The organism is Burkholderia sp. A2 (assembly GCF_001729305.1).
GTDB lineage: Bacteria > Pseudomonadota > Gammaproteobacteria > Burkholderiales > Burkholderiaceae > Burkholderia > Burkholderia sola.
In genome coordinates this window covers 155,455-175,461 of record NZ_LZXX01000106.1, presented here as the reverse complement: position 1 = coordinate 175,461, position 20,007 = coordinate 155,455, and the positions used below count along the sequence as shown (strand labels likewise).

The following is a 20,007-nucleotide window of genomic DNA, read 5'->3' as shown; positions in this document are numbered from 1 at the left end:
AAGGCATCCGGTCTGCGCGGGGCGGGCAAGCGCATCGCCCGCCCCAAAGAAAACGGCTTGCGACGCGTACGTCGCAAGCCGTTGTTCTTTTGACGGCCGGCCCGGATCCGCCACGCGGATCGATCAGGCCGGCTTCACCGCATCACGCCGGTTGCGCAGCCGCCCCGCCGCCCGACGGCGGCAGGCGCGCGCCGAGCTGTTCGGCATAGCGTGCCGCCGCGTTGCCGCAGACGATGTGGAACGTGTCGAGCGACACCCATGCGACGTCGAGCGTGCCGAGACGCTCGCGATCGACCGCCGACGGATCGCGCACGACCACGCGCAGGCGCGTGGTGGCCACCGCATCGAGCGACACGACGTTGGTCGCGCCGCCGAACACCGCGAGCCAGCGGGCCGGCTCCGGATCGAGCGGGCCGGCGGCCGCGCCCGTGACGGGCTGCGCGGCGACCGGCGCCGGCGCTGCCGCAGCGGTCGCGCCGGCGCCGATCGCGGCACGCATCTCGTCGGCGATGATGTCGGCCTCGGGCCCGATGATCACCTGCACGCTGTTGCCGCCACGCTTGAGCACGCCGCGTGCGCCGATCGACTTCAGTTCCGGCTCCGATACCTTTTCCGGATCGACGACGGTCAGGCGCAGGCGCGTCGTGCACGCGTCGACGACCGACAGGTTGGCCGCTCCGCCCAGCGCGGCGATGTAGCGTTGCGCACGCGGTGCGGCAGCCGTGGCCGTCGCGCCCGCGCCCGGTGCGACGAAGCCGCCCGATGCGTACGAGTCCGCGGCCGCGTCGGTCGATGCCGGCTCACGGCCCGGCGTGGCCATGTTGAACTTGCGGATGAAGAAACGGAACAGCCCGTAGTACGCGACGCCGTACGCGATACCGAGCGGAATCGCGATCCAGCCCTTCGTCGACAGCCCGTAGTTCAGCACGTAGTCGATCGCGCCGGCCGAGAACGTGAAGCCGAGCTTCACGCCGAGGATCTGGCAGATCGCGAGCGACAGCCCCGTCAGCACCGCGTGGATCACGTACAGCACCGGCGCGAGGAACATGAAGCTGAATTCGATCGGCTCGGTCACGCCGGTCAGGAACGACGTCAGCGCCATCGAGAACAGCAGGCCGCCGACCATCGCGCGGCGCTCCTTCGGCGCTTCGTGCAGCATCGCGAGACATGCGGCCGGCAGGCCGAACATCATGATCGGAAAGAAGCCGGCCATGAAGGTGCCCGCGGTCGGGTCGCCCGCGAAGAAGCGGTGCAGGTCGCCGTGCACGATCTCGCCGCCGGCGGGCGGCGTGAAGTTGCCGAACACGAACCACGCGAGCGAGTTGATGATGTGGTGCAGGCCGGTGACGAGCAGCAGGCGGTTCAGGAAGCCGAACACGAACGCACCGATCGCGCCCGCCGTCGTCAGCCACTGGCCGGCCGCGTCGATCGCATGCTGGATCGGCTGCCACACGTACCCGAACGCGATGCCCAATATCACGCAGACCAGCCCCGTGATGATCGGCACGAACCGCTTGCCGCCGAAGAACGCGAGGTAGTCCGGCAGCTTGATGTCTTTATAGCGGTTGTACAGCAGGCCCGCGACGACACCCGCGATGATCCCGGACAGCACGCCCATGTTCAGCTTGGGATCGATGTCCTTCATGATCGCGGTTTCGATCAGGTAGCCGATCGCGCCCGCGAGCGCCGCCACGCCGTTGTTGTCCTTCGCGAAGCCGACCGCCACGCCGATCGCGAACAACAGCGGCAGGTTGTCGAAGATCGCGCCGCCGGCGTCGGCGATCATCTTGATGTTGAACACGTCCGGCTGGCCGAGCCGCAGCAGGATGCCGGCGACCGGCAATACCGCGATCGGCAGCATCAGCGCCCGCCCCAGGCCCTGTATTTTCAGAAACGGATTCCCGTCCATTCGATCCTCCAATCCATGTCTCGTCGTTAAGCGTCGTTGACCTAATTGCTTTCGTAGTAAAACGGGTCGCGTGCCCGCCGCCGACGTTCAGTCGAGCGGCCAGACCTCGCGGCTTGCTGCCCTTACCGCCTGTGCCGAATCGAGCGCGAGCAGGTCCTGCGCGCGCTGACGGCACAACTGGTAATCGAGACGGCGCACACGCGCCTTGATGCCCGGCACCGACACCGGATCGACCGACAGTTCGGTCACGCCGAGGCCCACCAGGACCGGCACCGCGAGCGGATCGCCGCCGAGCGCGCCGCATACGCCGACCCACTTGCCGTGCTTCGCGGCGCCGCGCACCGCGATGTCGATCAGGCGCAGCACGGCCGGATGCAGGCCGTCCGACTGCGCGGCGAGATCGGCCTGGCAGCGGTCCATCGCGAGCGTGTATTGCGTGAGGTCGTTGGTGCCGATCGACAGGAAATCCGCGTGCCGCGCGAGCTGGTCGGCCAGCAGCGCGGCCGACGGCACCTCGATCATCACGCCGACCTCGATCGGCTCGGTGCGGCCCTGCGCGCGCGCGAATTCGTCGATGCGCTTTTTCAACCGCACGAGTTCGCCCGCGTCGGTCACCATCGGCAGCAGGATGCGCACCGCGCCGAACGGCTTCACCGCGAGCAGGCCCTGCAACTGATCGTCGAGCAGATCGGGGCGCACCTGCGCGAGACGGATGCCGCGCAGGCCGAGCGCCGGGTTCGGTTCGGGCGGCAGCGTCAGGTAGTCGACTTCCTTGTCCGCGCCGACGTCGAGCGTGCGGATGATCGCCGTGCGGCCCTGCAGCGCGTCGACGATCGACTGATAGCTCTGCTGGTGCTCGACTGCCGTCGGCGCGGCCTGGCGATGGATGAACATCAGTTCGGTACGCAGCAGGCCGACCGCGTCCGCGCCGTTGTCGACCGCGGTGTTCGCGTCGTCGAGCGTCGCGATGTTCGCGGCGACCTCGATCGCGCGGCCGTCGACGGTCGCGGCCGCAACACCTGCCAGTTGCCGGTTCGCCTCGCGCACGCCGTCCAGGCGCTGGCGCTCATGCCGCGCGCGCTCGACGTCGAGCGCGGTCGGCGCGTGTTCAAGCCGGCCCGCGCTCGCATCGACGACGACCTGCGTGCCGTCCGGAATCGCGTACAGCGCATCGCCGACCGCCACCAGCGCCGGGATGCCGAGCTGCCGCGCGATGATCGCCGCGTGCGACGTCGCGCCGCCGCGCGCCATCACGAGCGCGGTCACGCGTTCGCGATCGAGCGACGACAGGTCGGACGGCGTGAATTCGTCGGCCGCGAGCACGGCTTCGTCGGGCAGTGCGCGCGCGGCGCCGTTCGTGTGACCGAGCGCGCGCAGCACGCGCTTCTCGATATCGCGCAGGTCGGCCGCGCGTTCGGCGAGCAGCGCATCGTCGAGCTTCGACAGCGTGTCGATCTGCGTGCGGATCGTCGCGCGCCACGCGAAGCCCGCGCCCTTGCCGAGGCTGATCAGGTCGCGCGCCGCGTCGACGAGCGTCGGATCTTCCAGCAGCACGCGATGTACCGCGAAAATCCCCGCCTCGCCGACCGCACCGCGCGCCGATGCGTTGCGCACCGTTTCGCCGAGTTCCGCGTCGACCGCCTTCAGCGCCTGGTCGAGGCGGCGACTTTCCGCGGCCGGCGTGCCGGACGCCTGCTCGGGCGGCACGATGTCCGCATCGTCGAGACGCACCAGCGTGCCGACCGCGATGCCGGGCGCGGCGCACACGCCGGCGAGCGTGTTCGGGTCGATTGGTGCGCCATCGCGCGGCGCGCCGGCGTGGCGTGCGACCGTCTGCGGCGCGGGCGACGTCAGCCGCGCCGGCTTTTCCTCCACTTCGCCGTGCGCTTCGCGCAGCAGCTCGCGCTCGACCGCGTCAACGGCCTGCTGCGCATGTGCGCCGCGGCCGACCAGTTCGACCGTTGCGCCTTCGCCGGCGCCGAGACCGAGCAGGCCGACGACGCTCGCGATCGACGCCTTGCGGCCGTCGAACAGCACGTCGACGGTCGCGTCGAACCCGCGCGCGGCTTCCCGCGCCCGTGCAGCCGGCCGCGCATGCAGGCCGCCCGGCTGGGCGAGCACGATCTCGCGGCGCACTTCGTTGTGCGCGGCCGCGCCGGCCTGCGCCGCCTGCGCGGCGGCTTCGCCCTTGCCGCGCAGCGCGAGCAACGGCGTCTCGCCGGCGGTCGCGAAACCGCTCGCGCGATCGACGACCTCGAACGCGTCGGAATTCGCGATCGCGATCACCGACACGAGCGAATGGGCGTTTCGCGCCACCGCGTCCTGGTCGAACTCGATCAACAGCGCGCCGGCTTCGACGCGCGCGCCGGCTTCGACGTGCGCGATGAAGCCCTGCCCGTTCAGCTCGACGGTGTCGATGCCGATGTGCAGCAGCACTTCCGCGCCGTGCGGCGTCGTGATCGTCACCGCATGGCCGGTGCGCGCGAGATGCGACACGACGCCCGCGCACGGCGCGACGAGCCGGCCCTCGAGCGGGTCGATGCCGATGCCGTCGCCGAACATCCCGCCGGAGAACACCGGATCGGGTACGTCGGCCAGCGGGACGATCGGCCCCGTCAACGGGCTAAGCAGGACGATCTGATCGTGGTTGGGGCTCTTCAACTGGGATTCCTCGGCGCGTCTCATCGGCTTTCTCGACTATCAGTGCGTTTCGGTGACTTTGTTCAGGTGGCGCGGCGTGTCGGGATTGCGGCCGCGCGCGACGGCAAGATCCGCCGCCATCACGTAGAACGAAAGAATGGCGGCGATCGGGTCAAGCGCCGAATGGGCCGACTGCGCGAGCGGCAGCACGGTGCCCGATACGCCGGGCGTCGATACGCCGGGCGTGCCGGCGGGCGCCGCGAGCAGCACGGCGGCGCCGCGTGCACGCATGTCCGCGGCAAGCTGCAGCAGGCCGGCCTGCTCGGGCCCCGGCGGCGCGAACACGAGCAGCGGATAGTCGCGATCGATCAGTTCCATCGGACCGTGGCGGACTTCGGCGCTCGAGAATGCCTCGGCCTGGATGCCGGAGGTTTCCTTCAGCTTCAGCGCGGCTTCCTGCGCGATCGCGAGGCCGAGGCCGCGACCGATCACGATCATCCGCTCGACGCCCGCGAGCGCGGCGACGGCCTGCGACCAGTCGAGCCGGCCGGCTTGCGCGAGTACGTCGGGCAGGCCGCGCAATGCGGTGATCAGCGCGGCGTCGCGCTGCCAGTACGCGACGATCTGCGCGGACAGCGACAGCATCGCGATATAGCTCTTCGTCGCGGCGACCGACAGTTCGGGGCCGGCCAGCAGCGGCAACTGGTGCTCGCACGCGTCGGCGAGCGGCGACGGCAGCACGTTCACGGCGGCGACGGTGCGCGCGCCGGCTTCGCGCAGCGCGGCCATCGTGTTGACGAGATCGGGGCTCTTGCCCGACTGCGAGAACGCGAGCGCGAGCTGGTCCTGCACCTTCAGCGGCGCCTGCTGCAGCGTCGCGACCGACATCGGCAGCGACGCGACCGGCACGCCGAGGCGGCTCATCGTCAGGCTCGCGAAATAGCTGGCGGCGTGATCCGAGCTGCCGCGCGCGACCGTCAGCGCGACGGCCGGCGGGTGATCGAGCAATTGGCCGGCGAGCGCTTCGACGCGCGCGGTGTCGGCGAGTTGCGCGGCGACGACCTGGGCGGACTCGCGCGCTTCCTTAAGCATATTCGACAATCGATTCTCCTTCGACATAGGTCGCGGTGAGGTTCAGGTCGCGATCGAACACCGCGAGGTCGGCCCATGCGCCGCGCTCGAGGCGGCCGCGATCGGCGATGCCGAGGTAGTCGGCCGCGTAGCGCGACATCCGGTTCGACACGTCGGCGATCGGCAGGCCGAGCGACACGAGATTGCGCAGCGCCTGGTCCATCGTCAGCGTGCTGCCGGCGAGCGTGCCGTCGGCGAGCCGCACGCCGCCGAGGCACTTCGTCACGTGCTGGCTGCCGAGCCGGTATTCGCCGTCGGGCATGCCGGTGGCGGACGTGCTGTCGGTCACGACGTACAGGCGCGGAATCGCGCGCAGCGCCGCACGGATCGCGCCCGGATGCACGTGCAGCAGGTCGGGGATGATTTCCGCGTATTCGGCATGCGCGAGCGCCGCGCCGACGAGGCCCGGGTTACGGTGATGCAGCGGCGACATCGCGTTGAACAGGTGCGTGAAGCCGCACGCGCCGTGCTTGAGCGCGGCGACCGCGTCGTCGTAGGTCGCGAGCGAGTGGCCGAGCTGCACGCGCACGCCGCGCGCGGCCATCTCGCCGATGATCTCGATGTGGCCCGCGATTTCCGGTGCGAGCGTGACGACGCGAATCGGCGCGATCGACAGGTACTTCAGCACCTCGTCGAGCACGGCCGACACGGCCGCGTCCGGCTGCGCGCCGAGCTTGCCGGGGTTGATGTACGGGCCTTCGAGATGCACGCCGAGCACGCGCGCGCCGCCGGGCGTGCGGGTGCGGGCGACGATGCCGAGGTTCGCGACGACCTCCATCAGTTCGTCGCGCGGCGCGGTCATCGTCGTCGCGAGCAGGCTCGTCGTGCCGAATTGCGCGTGCGTGCGGACGATCGTTTCGATCGCGTCGCCGCCCTCCATCACGTCGGCGCCGCCGCCGCCATGCACGTGCAGGTCGATGAAGCCGGGCAGGATGTACGGCGCGTCGTTCGTCGCGGGATCGACGGGCGTGCCGTCGAGCGTGGTGATGCGGCCGTTCTCGCTATCGAGCGAGCCGTGGATCCAGCCGTCGGAGGTGAGGATGTTGCCAGTCAGCATGACGTTCTCTTGATGATCGGGTGACGCAGGCATCCGCGTCGTGATTGGCCAATTCGTTGCGATTCATTGCGCGCGATTGCGTTCCATCGCGATTGCGCGGGGTGCGCGGGCAGTCTCGCGCGTCAGCGTTTCAGTTCGGCGACGAAGTCGTAGTAGTCGTCGCGGCAATACGTTTCGGTCACTTCGATCGCGCGCTGGTCGGCGCCGTAGCCGATGCGCGTGATCACCAGCAGCGCCGAGCCCGGCTTCACCGCCATCCATTTCGCGATCGCGTGCGTCGCGTTCGCGGCACGAAAGTGCTGCAGCGCGCGCACGACGGTCATGCCGCGCGCCTCAAGGTATTCGTACAGCGACGCGCCGAGCGCCTGCGGATCGGGCACCACCGCGGCCGGCAGCGTCGAGTGCTCGACCGCCATCACGATGCCGTCCGCGCGGCGCAGCCGTTCGAGCCGCGCGACCGTCGCGCCGGGCGCAAGGCCGAGATGCGTGAGCTCGTCGCGGCTCGCGGCGCGCAGCGTGCGCGCCAGCCACACCGAATCGGGCACGAAGCCGCGCTGCTGCATCTTCGCGGTGAAGCCGACGAGCCGCGACAGCGGATCGGCGACACGCGGCGTGATGAAGCTGCCTGCCCCGCGCGCCCGCTTGATCAGGCCCTGCTCGACCAGCAGCGCGAGCGCGCGGCGTGCGGTGATCCGCGACACGCCGACCGACACCGACAGCAGCCGCTCCGACGGTAGCGCCTCGCCGGCCCGCCACGCGCCGGCGTGAATCGCGCTCGCCAGGTTGCGGGCGAGCTGCAGATAGAGCGGCGTGTCGTCGAGGGGATCGGGCGCCAGTTCGGACCAGCCGGTTTCCATGCGCCTCCGCGTGTCGGACGACGATCTCGGACCGTCGAAAGTGAACGCATTATATAACCACCATAATACCAGTCAACGAACTGGTATTAGCGTCGCGGAAATCGCCGAAAGCCTTGCGCGGCAAGCGTTTTAGTGCCGACAAAGCCTTTGTTTACAATGCAGTGCGGGATAGGGATTTACCCGAAGCGGTATGCAAAGGGACGGTTCCGGTGCACCGTTCGGTCGGGTTTCGGGTGCGAATATGAGACCGGAATAGAACCAATTAGGCCAACTGGTATGCACCTGCCGAGCAGGCCGGCGCGATGCAGGCGTCAGTGGAATTCGCGGCTCGACGTGCGCAAGCCGCCGAGCATCGGCGTCAGATCCTCGAAATGCTGCGCGACGAGGTGCCGCACGTCGCTGACGACCTGCCACACGCCCGACGCCGCGAGCAGCCGCGAATCGAGCGTTTCGCGACGCTGCCGCGCGAGCAGCTCGGGCCGGACGATCACGTTCACGCAGCCCGTTTCGTCTTCGAGCGTCATGAACATCACGCCCTTCGCGGTGCCCGGCATCTGCCGCGCGATCACGAGCCCGCAGGCGCGTGCGAGCCGGCCGTCGGGACGGTCGCGCAGCTCGGCCGCGGACGACAGCCGCTGCGCGCGCAACGCCGGCCGCAGCAGCGCGACCGGGTGGCGGTTCAGCGTGAGGCCGGTGGTGTGATAGTCGGCGATGATGTCGTCGGCTTCCGACGGCGCGCCGAGCGCGGGCTGCTCCACTTCGTCGATTGGCGCGGCGGCAAGAAGGTCTCGCTCCGGCGCCGCGGCGACGGCCTGCCACAGCGCATCGCGGCGATGGCCGGCGAGCGTCGCGAGCGCGTTCGCGGCGGCGAGCGCTTCGAGATCGCGTCGTTCGAGCTGCGCGCGGCGCGCGAGGCTGTCGACGTTGTCGAACGGGCCAGCGGTGCGAGCGGCTTCGATGCGCCGCGCGGCGGCTTCGCCCAAGCCGCGCACGAGCGACAGGCCGAGCCGCACCGCGGGCTGGCCGTGCGGCGGCGGCTGATCGGGCAGCGCTTCGAGCGACGCTTCCCAACCGCTTTGCGTGACGTCGATCGGCAGCACCTTCACGCGGTGACGCTTTGCGTCCTGCACGAGTTGCGACGGCGGATAGAAGCCCATCGGCTGGCTGTTCAGCAGCGCGGCGAGGAAGATCGCCGGTTCGTGACATTTGAGCCAGCTGCTCGCGTACGCGAGTTTCGCGAAGCTGGCCGCATGGCTTTCGGGGAAACCGTATTCGCCGAAGCCCTTGATCTGCTCGAAGATCTGCTCGGCGAATTCGCGCGTGTAGTTGCGTTCGAGCATCCCGCTGATGATCTTGTCCTGATATTTCTCGAGATTGCCCTTGCGCTTCCACGCGGCCATCGCGCGGCGCAAGTCATCCGCTTCGCCAGGCGTAAAACCCGCGGCGACGATCGCGATCTGCATCACCTGTTCCTGGAAGATCGGCACACCCAGCGTGCGAATGAGCACTTCCCTGAGCGCGTCGCTCGGATACGTGACCTCACCCTCTTCTTCGCCGGCCACGATCCTGCGCCGCTGCAAATACGGATGCACCGCGCCGCCCTGAATCGGGCCGGGCCGCACGATCGATACCTGGACGACGAGGTCGTAATAGTGGCGGGGCTTCAACCGCGGCAGCATCGACATCTGCGCACGCGATTCGATCTGGAACACGCCGACCGTATCGGCACGGCAGATCATGTCGTAGGTTGCTTTGTCGTCCTGCGGAATGTGTTTCAGCGTGAACGGTTCGCCGTCCGGCTCCGGCGGCCCGCGCCATGCGGTGCGCAGGTCGAACGCGCGATGCAGCGCCGACAGCATGCCGAGCGCGAGCACGTCGACCTTCATCAGCCCGAGTGCCTCGAGATCGTCCTTGTCCCACTGGATCACGCGCCGGCCGTCCATCGCCGCGTTCTCGACCGGCACGAGCCGCGTGAGCTTGCCGCGACTGATCACGAAGCCGCCCGAATGCTGCGACAGGTGACGCGGGAAGTTGAGCAGGCGCCCCGCCAGTTCGGCCCATGACTGAATGATCGGCGTCGCCGGATCGAGCCCGGTCGACGCGAATTGCTGCAGCAGATCGCGGCTGCCGTCGAACCAGCGATGCCCCTTCGCGACGCGATCGACCAGCATCGGATCGACGCCGAGCGCCTTGCCGGTTTCGCGCAACACGCCACGCGGACGATACGTCGAAACGGCGGCCGCGAGCGCGGCGCGATCCTTGCCGTATTTTTTGTAGATATGCTGGATCACTTCTTCGCGACGCTGATGCTCGAAGTCGACGTCGATGTCGGGCGGCTCGCCGCGCTCTGCGCTGATGAAGCGCTCGAACAGCGTCGTGCTCTGGTCGGGATCGACCTCGGTGATGCCGAGGCAATAGCAGACCACCGAGTTCGCGGCCGAACCACGGCCCTGGCACAGGATGTTCTGGCTGCGCGCGTATTTGACGATGTCGTAGACGGTCAGGAAGAACGGTTCGTACTTCAGTTGGGCGATCAGGTCGAGTTCATAGCGGATCTGCTTCTCTACCTTTTCCGGAATGCCGTTCGGATAACGCCCGGCCGCGCCCGCGAAGGTTTCCTGTTCCAGATAGCGCGTCGGCGTAAGCCCCTTCGGCACGATCTCGTCGGGATACTCGTAGCGCAGCTTGCCGAGATCGAAATCGCACGCGTCGAGAATCGCGCACGTCTCCGCCATCTCGTTCGGCGAAAACAGTTCTGCGATTCGCTTCCGCCAACGCAGATGCTGCTCCGCATTCGGCGCGAGCGCATAGCCGCATTCAGAAACCGGCATCCCGACGCGAATCGCCGTCATCACGTCCTGCAGCGGTTTGCAGGAGCGCTTATGCATCGTCACGTCGCCAAGCGCGACGATGCGCACGCCGCGCCGTTTGCCCGCCTCGCGAATCTCGTCGCGCTGCGCACCATCCAGCGCGCGCTGCAACTGCACGAGCCCGAGCCGCGCACGCTCGCCGAACGTCGCGCGGAACCATGCGACCTGTGCGTCGAGCACGTCCGCCCGCACCGGATACGCAGGCACGAGAATCGCGAAGCAGTCGGGCATGCCGCGCAGATGGGCGAATTTCTCAGGCGGCCTCGACAACATTCGCGACGTCAGCCGGTAAGTTCCCTTCGGCGACTCCATCCGCCGCCACGAAATCAGCTCGGACAGGTTGCCGTACCCTTCGCGGTTCTGTGCGAGCAACACGAGTCCGAACGCACCGGGCCCCGGATCCTGGCCGGGCGCGACTTCATCCGGCGTGACGTCGAAATACGAACCGATGACGAGCGGCAACCCTTTCGCTTTCGCGGCGACATGCATGCGCGGCGCGCCGGCGAGCGAGCATTCGTCGGTGATCGCGATCCCGCGATAGCCGAGTTCCGCCGCACGCTCGACCAGTTCATCCGCATGCGACGCGCCATGCAGGAACGAAAAGTTCGAGCGGCAGAACAACTCCGCGTAATCGGGCAGCAAGCTGAATTCCGCAACCATCTCCGCTCACCCGAACAGGCCGTGCAGGAACCAGCGCGGGGCAGCCTGACTGCTCGTCCGCTCCATGAATACCCAGTAGCACGCGCCCTCTTCGTCCTGCGCGACGTGGTAATCGCGTGCGATCAACTGCCCGTCGAACCACCCGGCTTCGATTCGCTCGGCCGACGACATCATCCGCAGCGGCGTATGAAATACCGGCCGCTCGCCGCGCATCAGAAGCGGCAGCGGCTCGGCGAGCAGCCACGCGGGACGCGGCGGCGCGGCGGGCGGACCGGCAACAGGCTTGCCCGCTTGCGCATCGAGCGGCAACCAGCGGTTCGCGACCTCGGGCCGGTAATCGGCGACGGGCGCCGCGCGCAATACGTTGTCCGCGCCGAGCCGCGCGACCAGCAGTTCGAGCAACCGCTCGCGGGTTTCCCGCGTACCGCCCGGCTCGGGGAAAAGATCGTCGGCCGGCGGCGCGACCGATTCGACGCGCGTGGCCTTCAGCCGCACCGCGATCACCGCGGCCGGCAACTCGACGCGCGCGAGCCGCTCGCCGAGCAGCCGCATGAAATGCGCTTCGTCGCGCACGGGCGCCGCGAACGCGAGCTCGAGCGGCGTCGGCGGCACGGCCTGGCGGCCGCGCTCGTGCTCGAGATCGAACGTCATCGCGGCCAGCGACAGTTGCCGCGCGGCCAGCCAGCCGCACAGCTGCACGACGAGCCGCCGTGCGGCGAACAGCACGGCTTCCGCGTATTCGACGCGCTCCGGCAATTCGAGCCGCACGTCGAACACGGGCGGCACCGCCATCCACGCGAGCGGCTCGACCGCTTCGCCGTATGCACGATCGAGCGCGGCCAGCAGCGCGGGACCGCAGCGCCGCTGCAGCCCCGCGCGCGGCAGGCGGCGCAGATCGGCAAGCGTGCGGCAGCCGAGGCCGTCGAACCAGCCCGCATATGGACGCGCGTCGGGCAGCAGCACACAGGGCAGCCGATCGAGCGCGCGAACGAGCGACGCGTGACGCGCGACGCGGCGCCGGATGCGCGAGCGCGCCGACGTGCGCGCGAGCAGCCACGCGCCGCGCCCGGTCGGCGCGGCGGACAGGCGCGCCGCATAGCCGAGCGCCGCGAGCGTCGCCCGCACCTGGCGGCACAGCGACGGCAGCCCGCCGAACAGGCGCAGGCTCGGGCCGACGTCGACGATCAGCGTCGCTTCGTCGTCGAGCGCGACGCACGGCGAGAAGCGCAACAACGCGAGCGCGACCGCGCGCAACGCATCGGCTTCGCGGGCGGGATCGCGTTCGACGAGATGCGTCGCGGGCGCGAGCGTGAGCACGCCGCCGCGCTTCATGCCCGCGCGTACGCCCTGCCGGCGCGCGGCCGCATCGGCGATCAGCACGACACCCTGCTCGAGCACCGCACAGCCGGTCTCGCCGGCCGCCGCGTCAGACGGCGGCGGGGCGCACACGTCGAGCGGCAGGCGCGGCAGATGGATGCCGAGCAAGACGCGCATAGCGGCTCTCCACGATGGGCGACGGCAAATCGAGCACGAACGGCTCGCTGCGCGCGGGCCCGCGACGCTTGACGATGTCGAGCGACACGCCGCCCGGCACTGGATGCAGCGCGACGCGCAGCACGGCCGGCGACGGCTGCCGCGCGGCCGACAGCGGGCGCAGCATCACGAACAGCGTGTCGCCGGTGCGCGCGGCCGCGAGATGCAGGCGCCGCAGCGCATCGGGCCGCGCGTCCTGCCAGAGCAGCAGCGCGCCGCAACAGCCCGTCTTGAGCGCCTGCTCGGCGGTCCACAGCGCATCGGTGCGGCTCCCGGCGCGCAGCCACAGCAGCGTGTCGGCCGGCACGCCGAGACTGGCAAGCGCGGCGGCATGCGGCGACTGCGGCGGCGCGACGAGCGCGAGCGGCCGCCGCGCGCTGACGGCGCGGGCGAGCGCGGGCGCGAGCAGCCGCATCTCGCCGCAGCCCGGCTGCGCGGCCAGCAGTTCGACGAGGCCGCCGACCGGCCAGCCGCCGCCCGGCAGTTCGGCCGACAGCGGCGCGAAGCCCGTGTCGATCGTGCGCGGACCGCCGCGCGCGAGTTGCGAGCCGCGCCAAAGGGACGGATGAAGGGACTCGGGAGCAATGGAGGATGCGAGCATGATGCCAACCCACAACTGTATGGATATACAGTATATGGCAATGCGCGCGCGCCGCACAGCAGCGGTGTAAAACCGGTTTTCGTCGGAAGAAATCAGGGAGAAGCCGGGGCGTCCGTCCTGCCACGGCGCACCGGCCCGCATCGGCGCAACGCGTCAGCCGCGTCGAGCGCTTTACGTTATGCTGTCCGCCGACCCGACCCACACCATTGGAGGGGACTTGAAACGAACGATTCGTGCGATCGCATGCGCGACCGTCGCGCTGGCGCTGCCGGGCGCAGCCTTCGCGCTGACCGACGGCAGCGCGCAATACGACGATTGCATGCTCAATGCGCTGCGCGAAAGCCGTAACGGCGCGGCGGCCCAGTTGATCCAGCGCTCGTGCGACGCGCTGTACCGCAACAACGCGATGCTGCTGCCGCGCGAACGGCGCTTTCACGAGTGCGTCGTGCAGTCGCTGCCCGGCGTGCGCGACAACTACGCGATCCAGCAGATCATGTCGATCTGCTCGCGGCGTGGGGAGATGTGAGCGGGGGCTGAACGCCACGCTGTCGGCCCTCCTTTACGCGCACCGATATGAAAAAGGGGCTGCGCGATGTTTGCAGCAACGCCGGACAGTGCCCCCCGTCAGGTCGTAGACAAACTCGGTGAGCGGTCAGTCGTAGAGCCAGCGCCCCGCTTTTGCCGATGCGATCAGCACTCGAACATTCAGATCCGGAACACGATGGATCACTTTTTTCTTAAACGGATTGATCAAGTCAAGAAACGAAGAATCGTCTTCCGGATAATATTTTTTAATATCGAACCCACTTATATCAACATTAAATTTCGCCGAATACTCCCACATCAGATCCTCGACCTCACAATCATCAAAACGCAAGTCCAGATCCAAATCGGTCCTTTCCGTTATCCCATCGGCCATGAATGATATAGAGAATCCGGACTTTTTCCCTATAAATTCAATCACCCTTTTTTTCAAGATCTACCACACCCCCTCTCTTGCAACTCTATTGCAGTGAGCGACCGTCTTGCCGGCAATAATAGAAATATCACTTGCAAGAATCACCTAACCAAGCACAGGAGTCGTTCTTCCTACGAAGGTTCCGATGTTTCCAAGCAACCTGATTTTCAAATTTCGCACGGATCCGCCTACCAGTGTTGGCAATCTCCAACCAAACGGGAATTGAGCCTTTTGAAAAATTCTTCTTGAGTATTTGCTTGCACGCGAAGTCCCCTGTATCGCACCGCCCGGCTTTACCCTGGTCGGCAAATTACTTCTACCAAGCAAGATCATACCGACCGACACGACATCATCGACGCCCAACCGATTCATCGTTTCGTCAACCATGATCCAGAAGAACAACTCTCCCGCAGTCAGATTGGCCATCCCGTAGTAATGGTAAGTCCCATTCAATTTCTCAACAGCACCCATTCAGCGTCCTCGTTCGTAGTTTTTAAAAATATTTTTTAGTCTAACGAAGACGCACGATTACCGTACCGACAAATCCGGCCGACCTATTGGCCGACCGCACCGCAACGGTGATGGAATTTCATGCCGAATGAATCGTTATTCGGCTCGGCATAAGCAATGACGGAGTGCAGCGGGATGCCAGAGAGAGAAAATGCATAGCGATTCCGAATTCGAGCAGTCGCGCACACGTTCCATACCAACGTGTCGAACCGTTACCAATCGGCTTTCATCCATGAATGCCGATGCAATTGCGGCGTGTAATCTTCACACTACTCCTGCATCTCGAAAAGCATTCCGCTCGCACACAAAAAAAAGGCCTGCACACGTGCAGGCCTTCATTCGATCAACCGATCGCGTTCAGAACGACGCGACCATCGAGCCCTTGAACTGCTTCTTGATGAATTCCCTCACTTCCGGCGACTGGTACGCCTTGACCAGCTTCTTCACCCACGGCTGATCCTTGTCCTTCGCACGCACGGCGATCAGGTTCGCGTACGGGCTCGTCAGCGCTTCGAGCGCGATCGCATCCTTGGTCGGCTGCAGGTTCGCGGCCAGCGCGTAGTTCGTGTTGATCACGGCCGCGTCGACGTCCGACAGCACGCGCGGCAGTTGCGCGGCGTCGAGTTCGGAGATCTTCAGCTTCTTCGGGTTCTCGGCGATGTCGAGCACCGTCGCGTTGTTGCCGCCCGTGCCGGCGCCAGCCTTCAGCTTGATCACGCCTTGGGTCTGCAGCAGCAGCAGCGCACGGTTTTCATTCGACGGATCGTTCGGCACCGCGAGCTTCGCGCCCTGCGGCAGATCCTTCAGCGACTTGAACTTCTTCGAATACACGCCGATCGGCGAGATGTAGGTCAGGCCCGCGCTGACGATCTTGTAGCCGCGCTGCTTCACCTGGCTGTCGAGGTAGGGCTGATGCTGGAAGCTGTTCGCGTCGAGGTCGCCCGAATCGAGCGCCGCGTTCGGCTGCACGTAGTCGTTGAACTCGATGACCTTCACGTTCAGGCCTTCCTTCTCCTTCGCGACCTTCTGCACGACTTGCCACACTTCCGCATCCGGGCCGGCGACCGTGCCGACCTTGATCACCTTGTCGTCGGCGTGCGCGCCTGCCGACAGCGTCAGCGTGGCGCCGGTGGCCAGCACGGAAAATACCTTCAGGAGACTGCGACGCTTCATCTGTTTCTCGCTTTCTTGCTTACTTGAAATGGGGCGCGATACGGGTATGCCCGGACTCGCAGGAAGGGGCAAATGGTGTCACAGGATCGGCGGGAAGTGAAATACATCCCGCTCATATGGGTATGCACCAGCGCAGTGCCGGCGGCCGATGCCCGATTCGGCCGTTAGTTGCACTTTCTCGTCGACGCGTCGGCCCATCGGCCGACACCCGTCACGCCGCCACCACCTCGTCGATCGCCCTCGCGCCGCCGAATGCCGGTTCGGCCGCCCTGCCGCCGGCCCCGCGCGCCGACGGGCCGCCGGTCTTGCCGACCCGGAACGCGCCGACCGTATCGCGCAGCCGCGCGGCCTGTTCCTGCAGCGACGCGGCCGCCGCCGCCGCTTCCTCGACCAGCGCCGCGTTCTGCTGCGTCACCTGGTCCATCTGCGTGACCGCGCGCCCGACCTGCGTGATGCCGCTCGCCTGCTCCTCGGACGCGGCCGCGATCTCGCCCATGATGTCGGTCACGCGCGCGACCGCCTGCAGGATCTCGCCCATCGTCGTGCCGGCCTGACCGACCAGCGTCGAGCCGTTGCGCACGCGCTCGACCGAATCGACGATCAGCGCGCGGATTTCCTTCGCGGCCGTCGCGCTGCGCTGCGCGAGCGAACGCACCTCGCCCGCGACCACCGCGAAGCCGCGGCCCTGCTCGCCCGCCCGCGCGGCCTCGACCGCCGCATTCAGCGCGAGGATATTGGTCTGGAACGCGATGCCCTCGATCACGCCGATGATGTCGGCGATCTTGCGCGAGCTGTCGTCGATCTCGCCCATCGTGCCGATCACGCGGTTTACGACGTCGCTGCCGGTGCGCGCGATGTCCGACGCGTTGTTCGCGAGCCCGCTCGCCTGCCGCGCGTTGTCCGCGTTCTGCTTCACCGTCGCGGTCAGTTGCTCCATGCTCGCGGCCGTTTCCTCGAGCGATGCGGCCTGCTCCTCGGTGCGCTGCGACAGGTCGTCGTTGCCGGCCGAGATCTGGCGGCTCGCCGACGCGATCGCTTCGGCCGACTGGCGAATCCCGCCGATCGTCGCCTCCAACCGCGCCTGCATGTCGTGCATCGCGGCCATCATGCTCGTGCGGTCGCCGGCGCGCACCGGCACCGGCTGCGTGAGGTCGCCCTGCGCGATGCGCGTCGCGAGCGCGGCCGCTTCATCCGGCTCGCCACCGAGGCTGCCGCGCACGTTGCGAATGATCACCAGCATCGCCGCGCTGATCACGAAGCCGATCACGAACACCACGGCCAGGTGGCCGAGCAGCGTCCGGTAATAGACGGTGTCGATGTCCTTCAGGAACACGCCGCTCGAAATGTTCCAGTCCCACGGCGCGAATCGCGTGACGTAGCTGATCTTCGGCACGGCCGTCTCGCTGTGCGGCAGCCGCCCGCGGTATTCGGCGAACCCGCTGCCGGTCGCCTTCGCCGCGTTCAGGATCGTCACGAACAGCGGCTTGCCGTCCGGATCGAGATAGTCGCCGACCTGCGTGTCGACGAGCTTCGGCAGCGTCGGGTGCATCAGCACGACCGGCTTCGAATCCATCACGAACACATAGCCCGAATCGCCGTAGCGCATCGCGGCGAGGCGCGCGAGCGCGTCGCGCTTCGCGTCGGCCTCGGGCATCGTGCCGCTCTGCGCAAGCGCGTGATAGGCCTTCACGATGCCCGCCGCCGAGTCGACGAGATTCGCGATGCCGGCCTTGCGTTCGGCGAGCATCGTCGCGCGCGTCTCGTAGGCGCTCCATGCGCCGACGCCCAGAAGACCGATCCATACCAGCGCAAGCGCGAGCCACAGCTTGCGGTTCAAACTCATTCTGCTCATCTGCGTGCCTCTGTCGATGTCGATGCATCCGGCGCGCGAACGGCCTGCCGCGCGCAAACGGTTGCTCTTTCATTTACGGCACCGAGGCTTACATCTTGAATACGCGTCGCCGCAGCGAACCGGCGATCGACGGGCACGCAGCCCGTCGCGCGGGGCGCCGGCGCGACAGCCCGCGTCCGCTGTGCTAAAAAGACCGGCCGGCGCCCGAAGCGCCGGCATCATTCCAGGGCCATCCATATGTACGTCATCGACATCCACTACACCGCGTCGCTCGAGCGCATCGACGACGCGCTCGAACGCCACCGCGCGTATCTGCAGCCGCAGTTCGACAAGGGCATCTTCATCGCGGCGGGACCGAAGGTGCCGCGCGAAGGCGGCGTGATCCTCGCGGCCCGCATCGATCGCGACGAACTCGACGCGATCCTCGAAACCGACCCGTTCGTCACCGAGGGGCTCGCCACCTATCGCGTGACGGAATTCCGGATCACGCGCGCCGCGTCCGGCTTCAACCTGCCGGCGCTGCCGTAACGCGGCTTCGGCTTCGGCTTCGGCTTCGGCTTCGGCTTCGGCTTCGGCTTCGGCGCGACGCGCGCATGCCGACGCGCCGCCCGGCGGGCAGCGCATGCGCACAACGAAGCGAGAGGGAAGACGTGATGGCGCGAAACGGCCGTCACGCGAAACGCCGGGCCGCGCGCCCGGCGGCTGCCGGTCAGTCGACCAGCAGCTTCAGGTCATGGACCCACGGGGCCGGGCCCTGGCCGTCGCGCACGAACAGGCGCAGCTTGCCGTCGCGATCGAACACGTAGCTCGCGGCCGTGTGATCCATCGTATAGCTGCCGGGCGTCTTGCCGGGCACCTTCGCGTAGTACACGCGGAAATCCTTCGTGACCTTCTTGAGCGCCGCTTCGTCGGCCGGCCGCAGGCCGATGAACGACGGATCGAATGCGGGCACGTACTGGCCGAGCAGCGCCGGCGTGTCGCGTTCCGGGTCGACGGTGACGAACAGCACCTGCACGCGTTTCGCGGCATCGGGCCCGAGCTGCTTCAGCGCTTCGGACAGCTCGGCCATCGTGGTCGGGCACACGTCCGGGCAGTGCGTATAGCCGAAGAACATCACGACGGCCTTGCCCTTGAAGTCGGCGAGCGTGCGGACCTTGCCGGTCGTATCGGGCAGCGAGAAATCGCTGCCGAACTGCGTGTTGCCGGTGATGTCGAGATTCTGGAATTTCGGCGCGTTGTCGCATCCGGCGAGCAGCAGCACTGCCGCGAATGCGCACGCGAGCATCCAGCCTTGGCGCGCGCGGCGCCCGAACCGTGATGGGAGCATTGCGTTCAAACCGTGCGGTTACACGCCGAGCAGCGGACGTGCATAGTGATCGACGAGCAGCGCGACAAACAGCAGCGACAGATAGACGATCGAGTAGCGGAAGGCCTTGCGGGCGAGTTCGTCCGAATAGTCGCGATGGATCTTCCACGCATACGCGAGGAACACCGCGCCGAGCAGCACCGCGCTCGTCAGGTAGACGGCCCCGCTCATGCCGGAAATGAACGGCATCATCGTGACCGCGAACAGGATCACCGTATACAGCAGGATGTGCAGCCGCGTGAACTTCTCGCCGTGCGTGACGGGCAGCATCGGCAGCCCGGCGTTCTCGTAATCCTTGCGGCGATAGAGCGCGAGCACCCAGAAATGCGGCGGCGTCCACACGAAGATGATCAGCACGAGGATCCACGCGTCGCCCGGCACCGCGCCGGTGACGGCAGCCCAGCCGAGCGCCGGCGGCATCGCGCCCGACGCGCCGCCGATCACGATGTTCTGCGGCGTCATCGGCTTGAGCAGCAGCGTGTACACCACCGCGTAGCCGACGAACGTCGCGATCGTCAGCCACATCGTCAGCGGATTCGTGAACGTGTAAAGCGTCCATGCGCCGACGCTGCCGAGCACGGCCGAGAACAGCAGGATCTGCGGCGTCGTGATCTCGCCGCGCGCGGACGGACGCCACGCGGTGCGGCGCATCATCGCGTCGATCTTCTGTTCGACGAGGCAGTTGATCGCGAACGCGGCGCCGGCCAGCAGCCAGATGCCGACGGTGCCGCCGATCAGCACATGCCAAGGCACCATGCCCGGCGTCGCGAGGAACATGCCGATCACCGCGCAGAACACCGCGAGCTGCGTGACACGCGGCTTCGTCAGCGCCATGTATTGGGAAAAGCGGCTACCGGGCGATTGGGAGAGGGTGCTTTGCATGGGGACGG

At 67.5% G+C, this 20,007-nt stretch carries 16 protein-coding genes; 2 read left to right on the top strand and 14 right to left on the bottom strand.

All coding sequences use genetic code 11. The annotated features are described in order from the left end of the window. Window positions 1-142 precede the first annotated feature (142 nt). The 8 genes from nagE to imuA form a co-directional block, all read right to left on the bottom strand. Window positions 143-1,909, bottom strand: a complete 1,767-nt coding sequence (gene nagE, locus A9Z05_RS23755; protein ID WP_069620262.1) for an N-acetylglucosamine-specific PTS transporter subunit IIBC — start codon at window positions 1,907-1,909, stop codon at window positions 143-145. Between the two features lie 87 nt (window positions 1,910-1,996). Further along, a complete protein-coding gene (gene ptsP / locus A9Z05_RS23750; protein ID WP_069620261.1) occupies window positions 1,997-4,594 on the bottom strand; it encodes a phosphoenolpyruvate--protein phosphotransferase in 2,598 nt (865 codons plus the stop codon). Window positions 4,595-4,609: 15 nt separating this feature from the next. Beyond that, entirely contained in the window at window positions 4,610-5,641 is a 1,032-nt protein-coding gene (locus A9Z05_RS23745) for an SIS domain-containing protein (RefSeq protein WP_069620260.1), read from the bottom strand. Continuing rightward, entirely contained in the window at window positions 5,634-6,737 is a 1,104-nt protein-coding gene (nagA, locus tag A9Z05_RS23740; protein ID WP_069620314.1) for an N-acetylglucosamine-6-phosphate deacetylase, read from the bottom strand. The genes A9Z05_RS23745 and nagA overlap by 8 nt, the downstream gene beginning before the upstream one ends. 122 nt (window positions 6,738-6,859) lie before the next feature. Then, entirely contained in the window at window positions 6,860-7,594 is a 735-nt protein-coding gene (locus A9Z05_RS23735; RefSeq protein WP_069620259.1) for a GntR family transcriptional regulator, read from the bottom strand. Between the two features lie 311 nt (window positions 7,595-7,905). Next, window positions 7,906-11,124, bottom strand: coding sequence for an error-prone DNA polymerase (locus A9Z05_RS23730; RefSeq protein ID WP_069620258.1), 3,219 nt, complete (start codon window positions 11,122-11,124; stop codon window positions 7,906-7,908). A gap of 6 nt (window positions 11,125-11,130) precedes the next feature. Beyond that, complete coding sequence (locus A9Z05_RS23725) at window positions 11,131-12,618, bottom strand: DNA polymerase Y family protein (protein WP_069620257.1); 1,488 nt, start codon at window positions 12,616-12,618, stop codon at window positions 11,131-11,133. Further along, window positions 12,551-13,258 carry a translesion DNA synthesis-associated protein ImuA gene (gene imuA / locus A9Z05_RS23720; protein ID WP_069620256.1) on the bottom strand — a complete coding sequence of 236 codons (708 nt, stop codon included), beginning with the start codon at window positions 13,256-13,258 and terminating at the stop codon, window positions 12,551-12,553. The genes A9Z05_RS23725 and imuA overlap by 68 nt, the downstream gene beginning before the upstream one ends. 217 nt (window positions 13,259-13,475) lie before the next feature. On the opposite strand from imuA, the gene A9Z05_RS23715 reads away from it, so the two are divergent. Then, window positions 13,476-13,784 (top strand): VF_A0006 family four-cysteine protein, encoded by a 309-nt coding sequence (locus tag A9Z05_RS23715; protein ID WP_069620255.1) that lies wholly within the window; start codon window positions 13,476-13,478, stop codon window positions 13,782-13,784. Between the two features lie 126 nt (window positions 13,785-13,910). Here the strand turns inward: A9Z05_RS23715 and A9Z05_RS35185 are convergent, their stop codons facing one another. The 4 genes from A9Z05_RS35185 to A9Z05_RS23705 all read right to left on the bottom strand — a co-directional run bounded on the left by A9Z05_RS35185 (window position 13,911) and on the right by A9Z05_RS23705 (window position 17,751). Next, window positions 13,911-14,222, bottom strand: a complete 312-nt coding sequence (locus A9Z05_RS35185; RefSeq protein ID WP_176730241.1) for a DUF1493 family protein — start codon at window positions 14,220-14,222, stop codon at window positions 13,911-13,913. Between the two features lie 99 nt (window positions 14,223-14,321). Then, on the bottom strand, window positions 14,322-14,687 hold the full coding sequence (locus tag A9Z05_RS35180; RefSeq protein WP_218077819.1) for an STM2901 family protein: 366 nt from the start codon (window positions 14,685-14,687) through the stop codon (window positions 14,322-14,324). Between the two features lie 396 nt (window positions 14,688-15,083). Next, the gene (locus tag A9Z05_RS23710) at window positions 15,084-15,899 is read right to left on the bottom strand and encodes a MetQ/NlpA family ABC transporter substrate-binding protein (protein ID WP_069620254.1); all 816 of its coding nucleotides are present in this window, start codon (window positions 15,897-15,899) and stop codon (window positions 15,084-15,086) included. Window positions 15,900-16,110: 211 nt separating this feature from the next. Continuing rightward, window positions 16,111-17,751, bottom strand: coding sequence for a methyl-accepting chemotaxis protein (locus A9Z05_RS23705; RefSeq protein ID WP_069620313.1), 1,641 nt, complete (start codon window positions 17,749-17,751; stop codon window positions 16,111-16,113). 237 nt (window positions 17,752-17,988) lie between these two features. On the opposite strand from A9Z05_RS23705, the gene A9Z05_RS23700 reads away from it, so the two are divergent. Next, window positions 17,989-18,279 (top strand): YciI family protein, encoded by a 291-nt coding sequence (locus A9Z05_RS23700; protein WP_069620253.1) that lies wholly within the window; start codon window positions 17,989-17,991, stop codon window positions 18,277-18,279. A gap of 181 nt (window positions 18,280-18,460) precedes the next feature. Here the strand turns inward: A9Z05_RS23700 and A9Z05_RS23695 are convergent, their stop codons facing one another. Both A9Z05_RS23695 and cyoE read right to left on the bottom strand, forming a co-directional pair. After that, complete coding sequence (locus A9Z05_RS23695) at window positions 18,461-19,078, bottom strand: SCO family protein (protein ID WP_069620252.1); 618 nt, start codon at window positions 19,076-19,078, stop codon at window positions 18,461-18,463. Window positions 19,079-19,096: 18 nt separating this feature from the next. Then, window positions 19,097-19,999 (bottom strand): heme o synthase, encoded by a 903-nt coding sequence (gene cyoE / locus A9Z05_RS23690; protein ID WP_069620251.1) that lies wholly within the window; start codon window positions 19,997-19,999, stop codon window positions 19,097-19,099. Window positions 20,000-20,007: the final 8 nt, after the last annotated feature.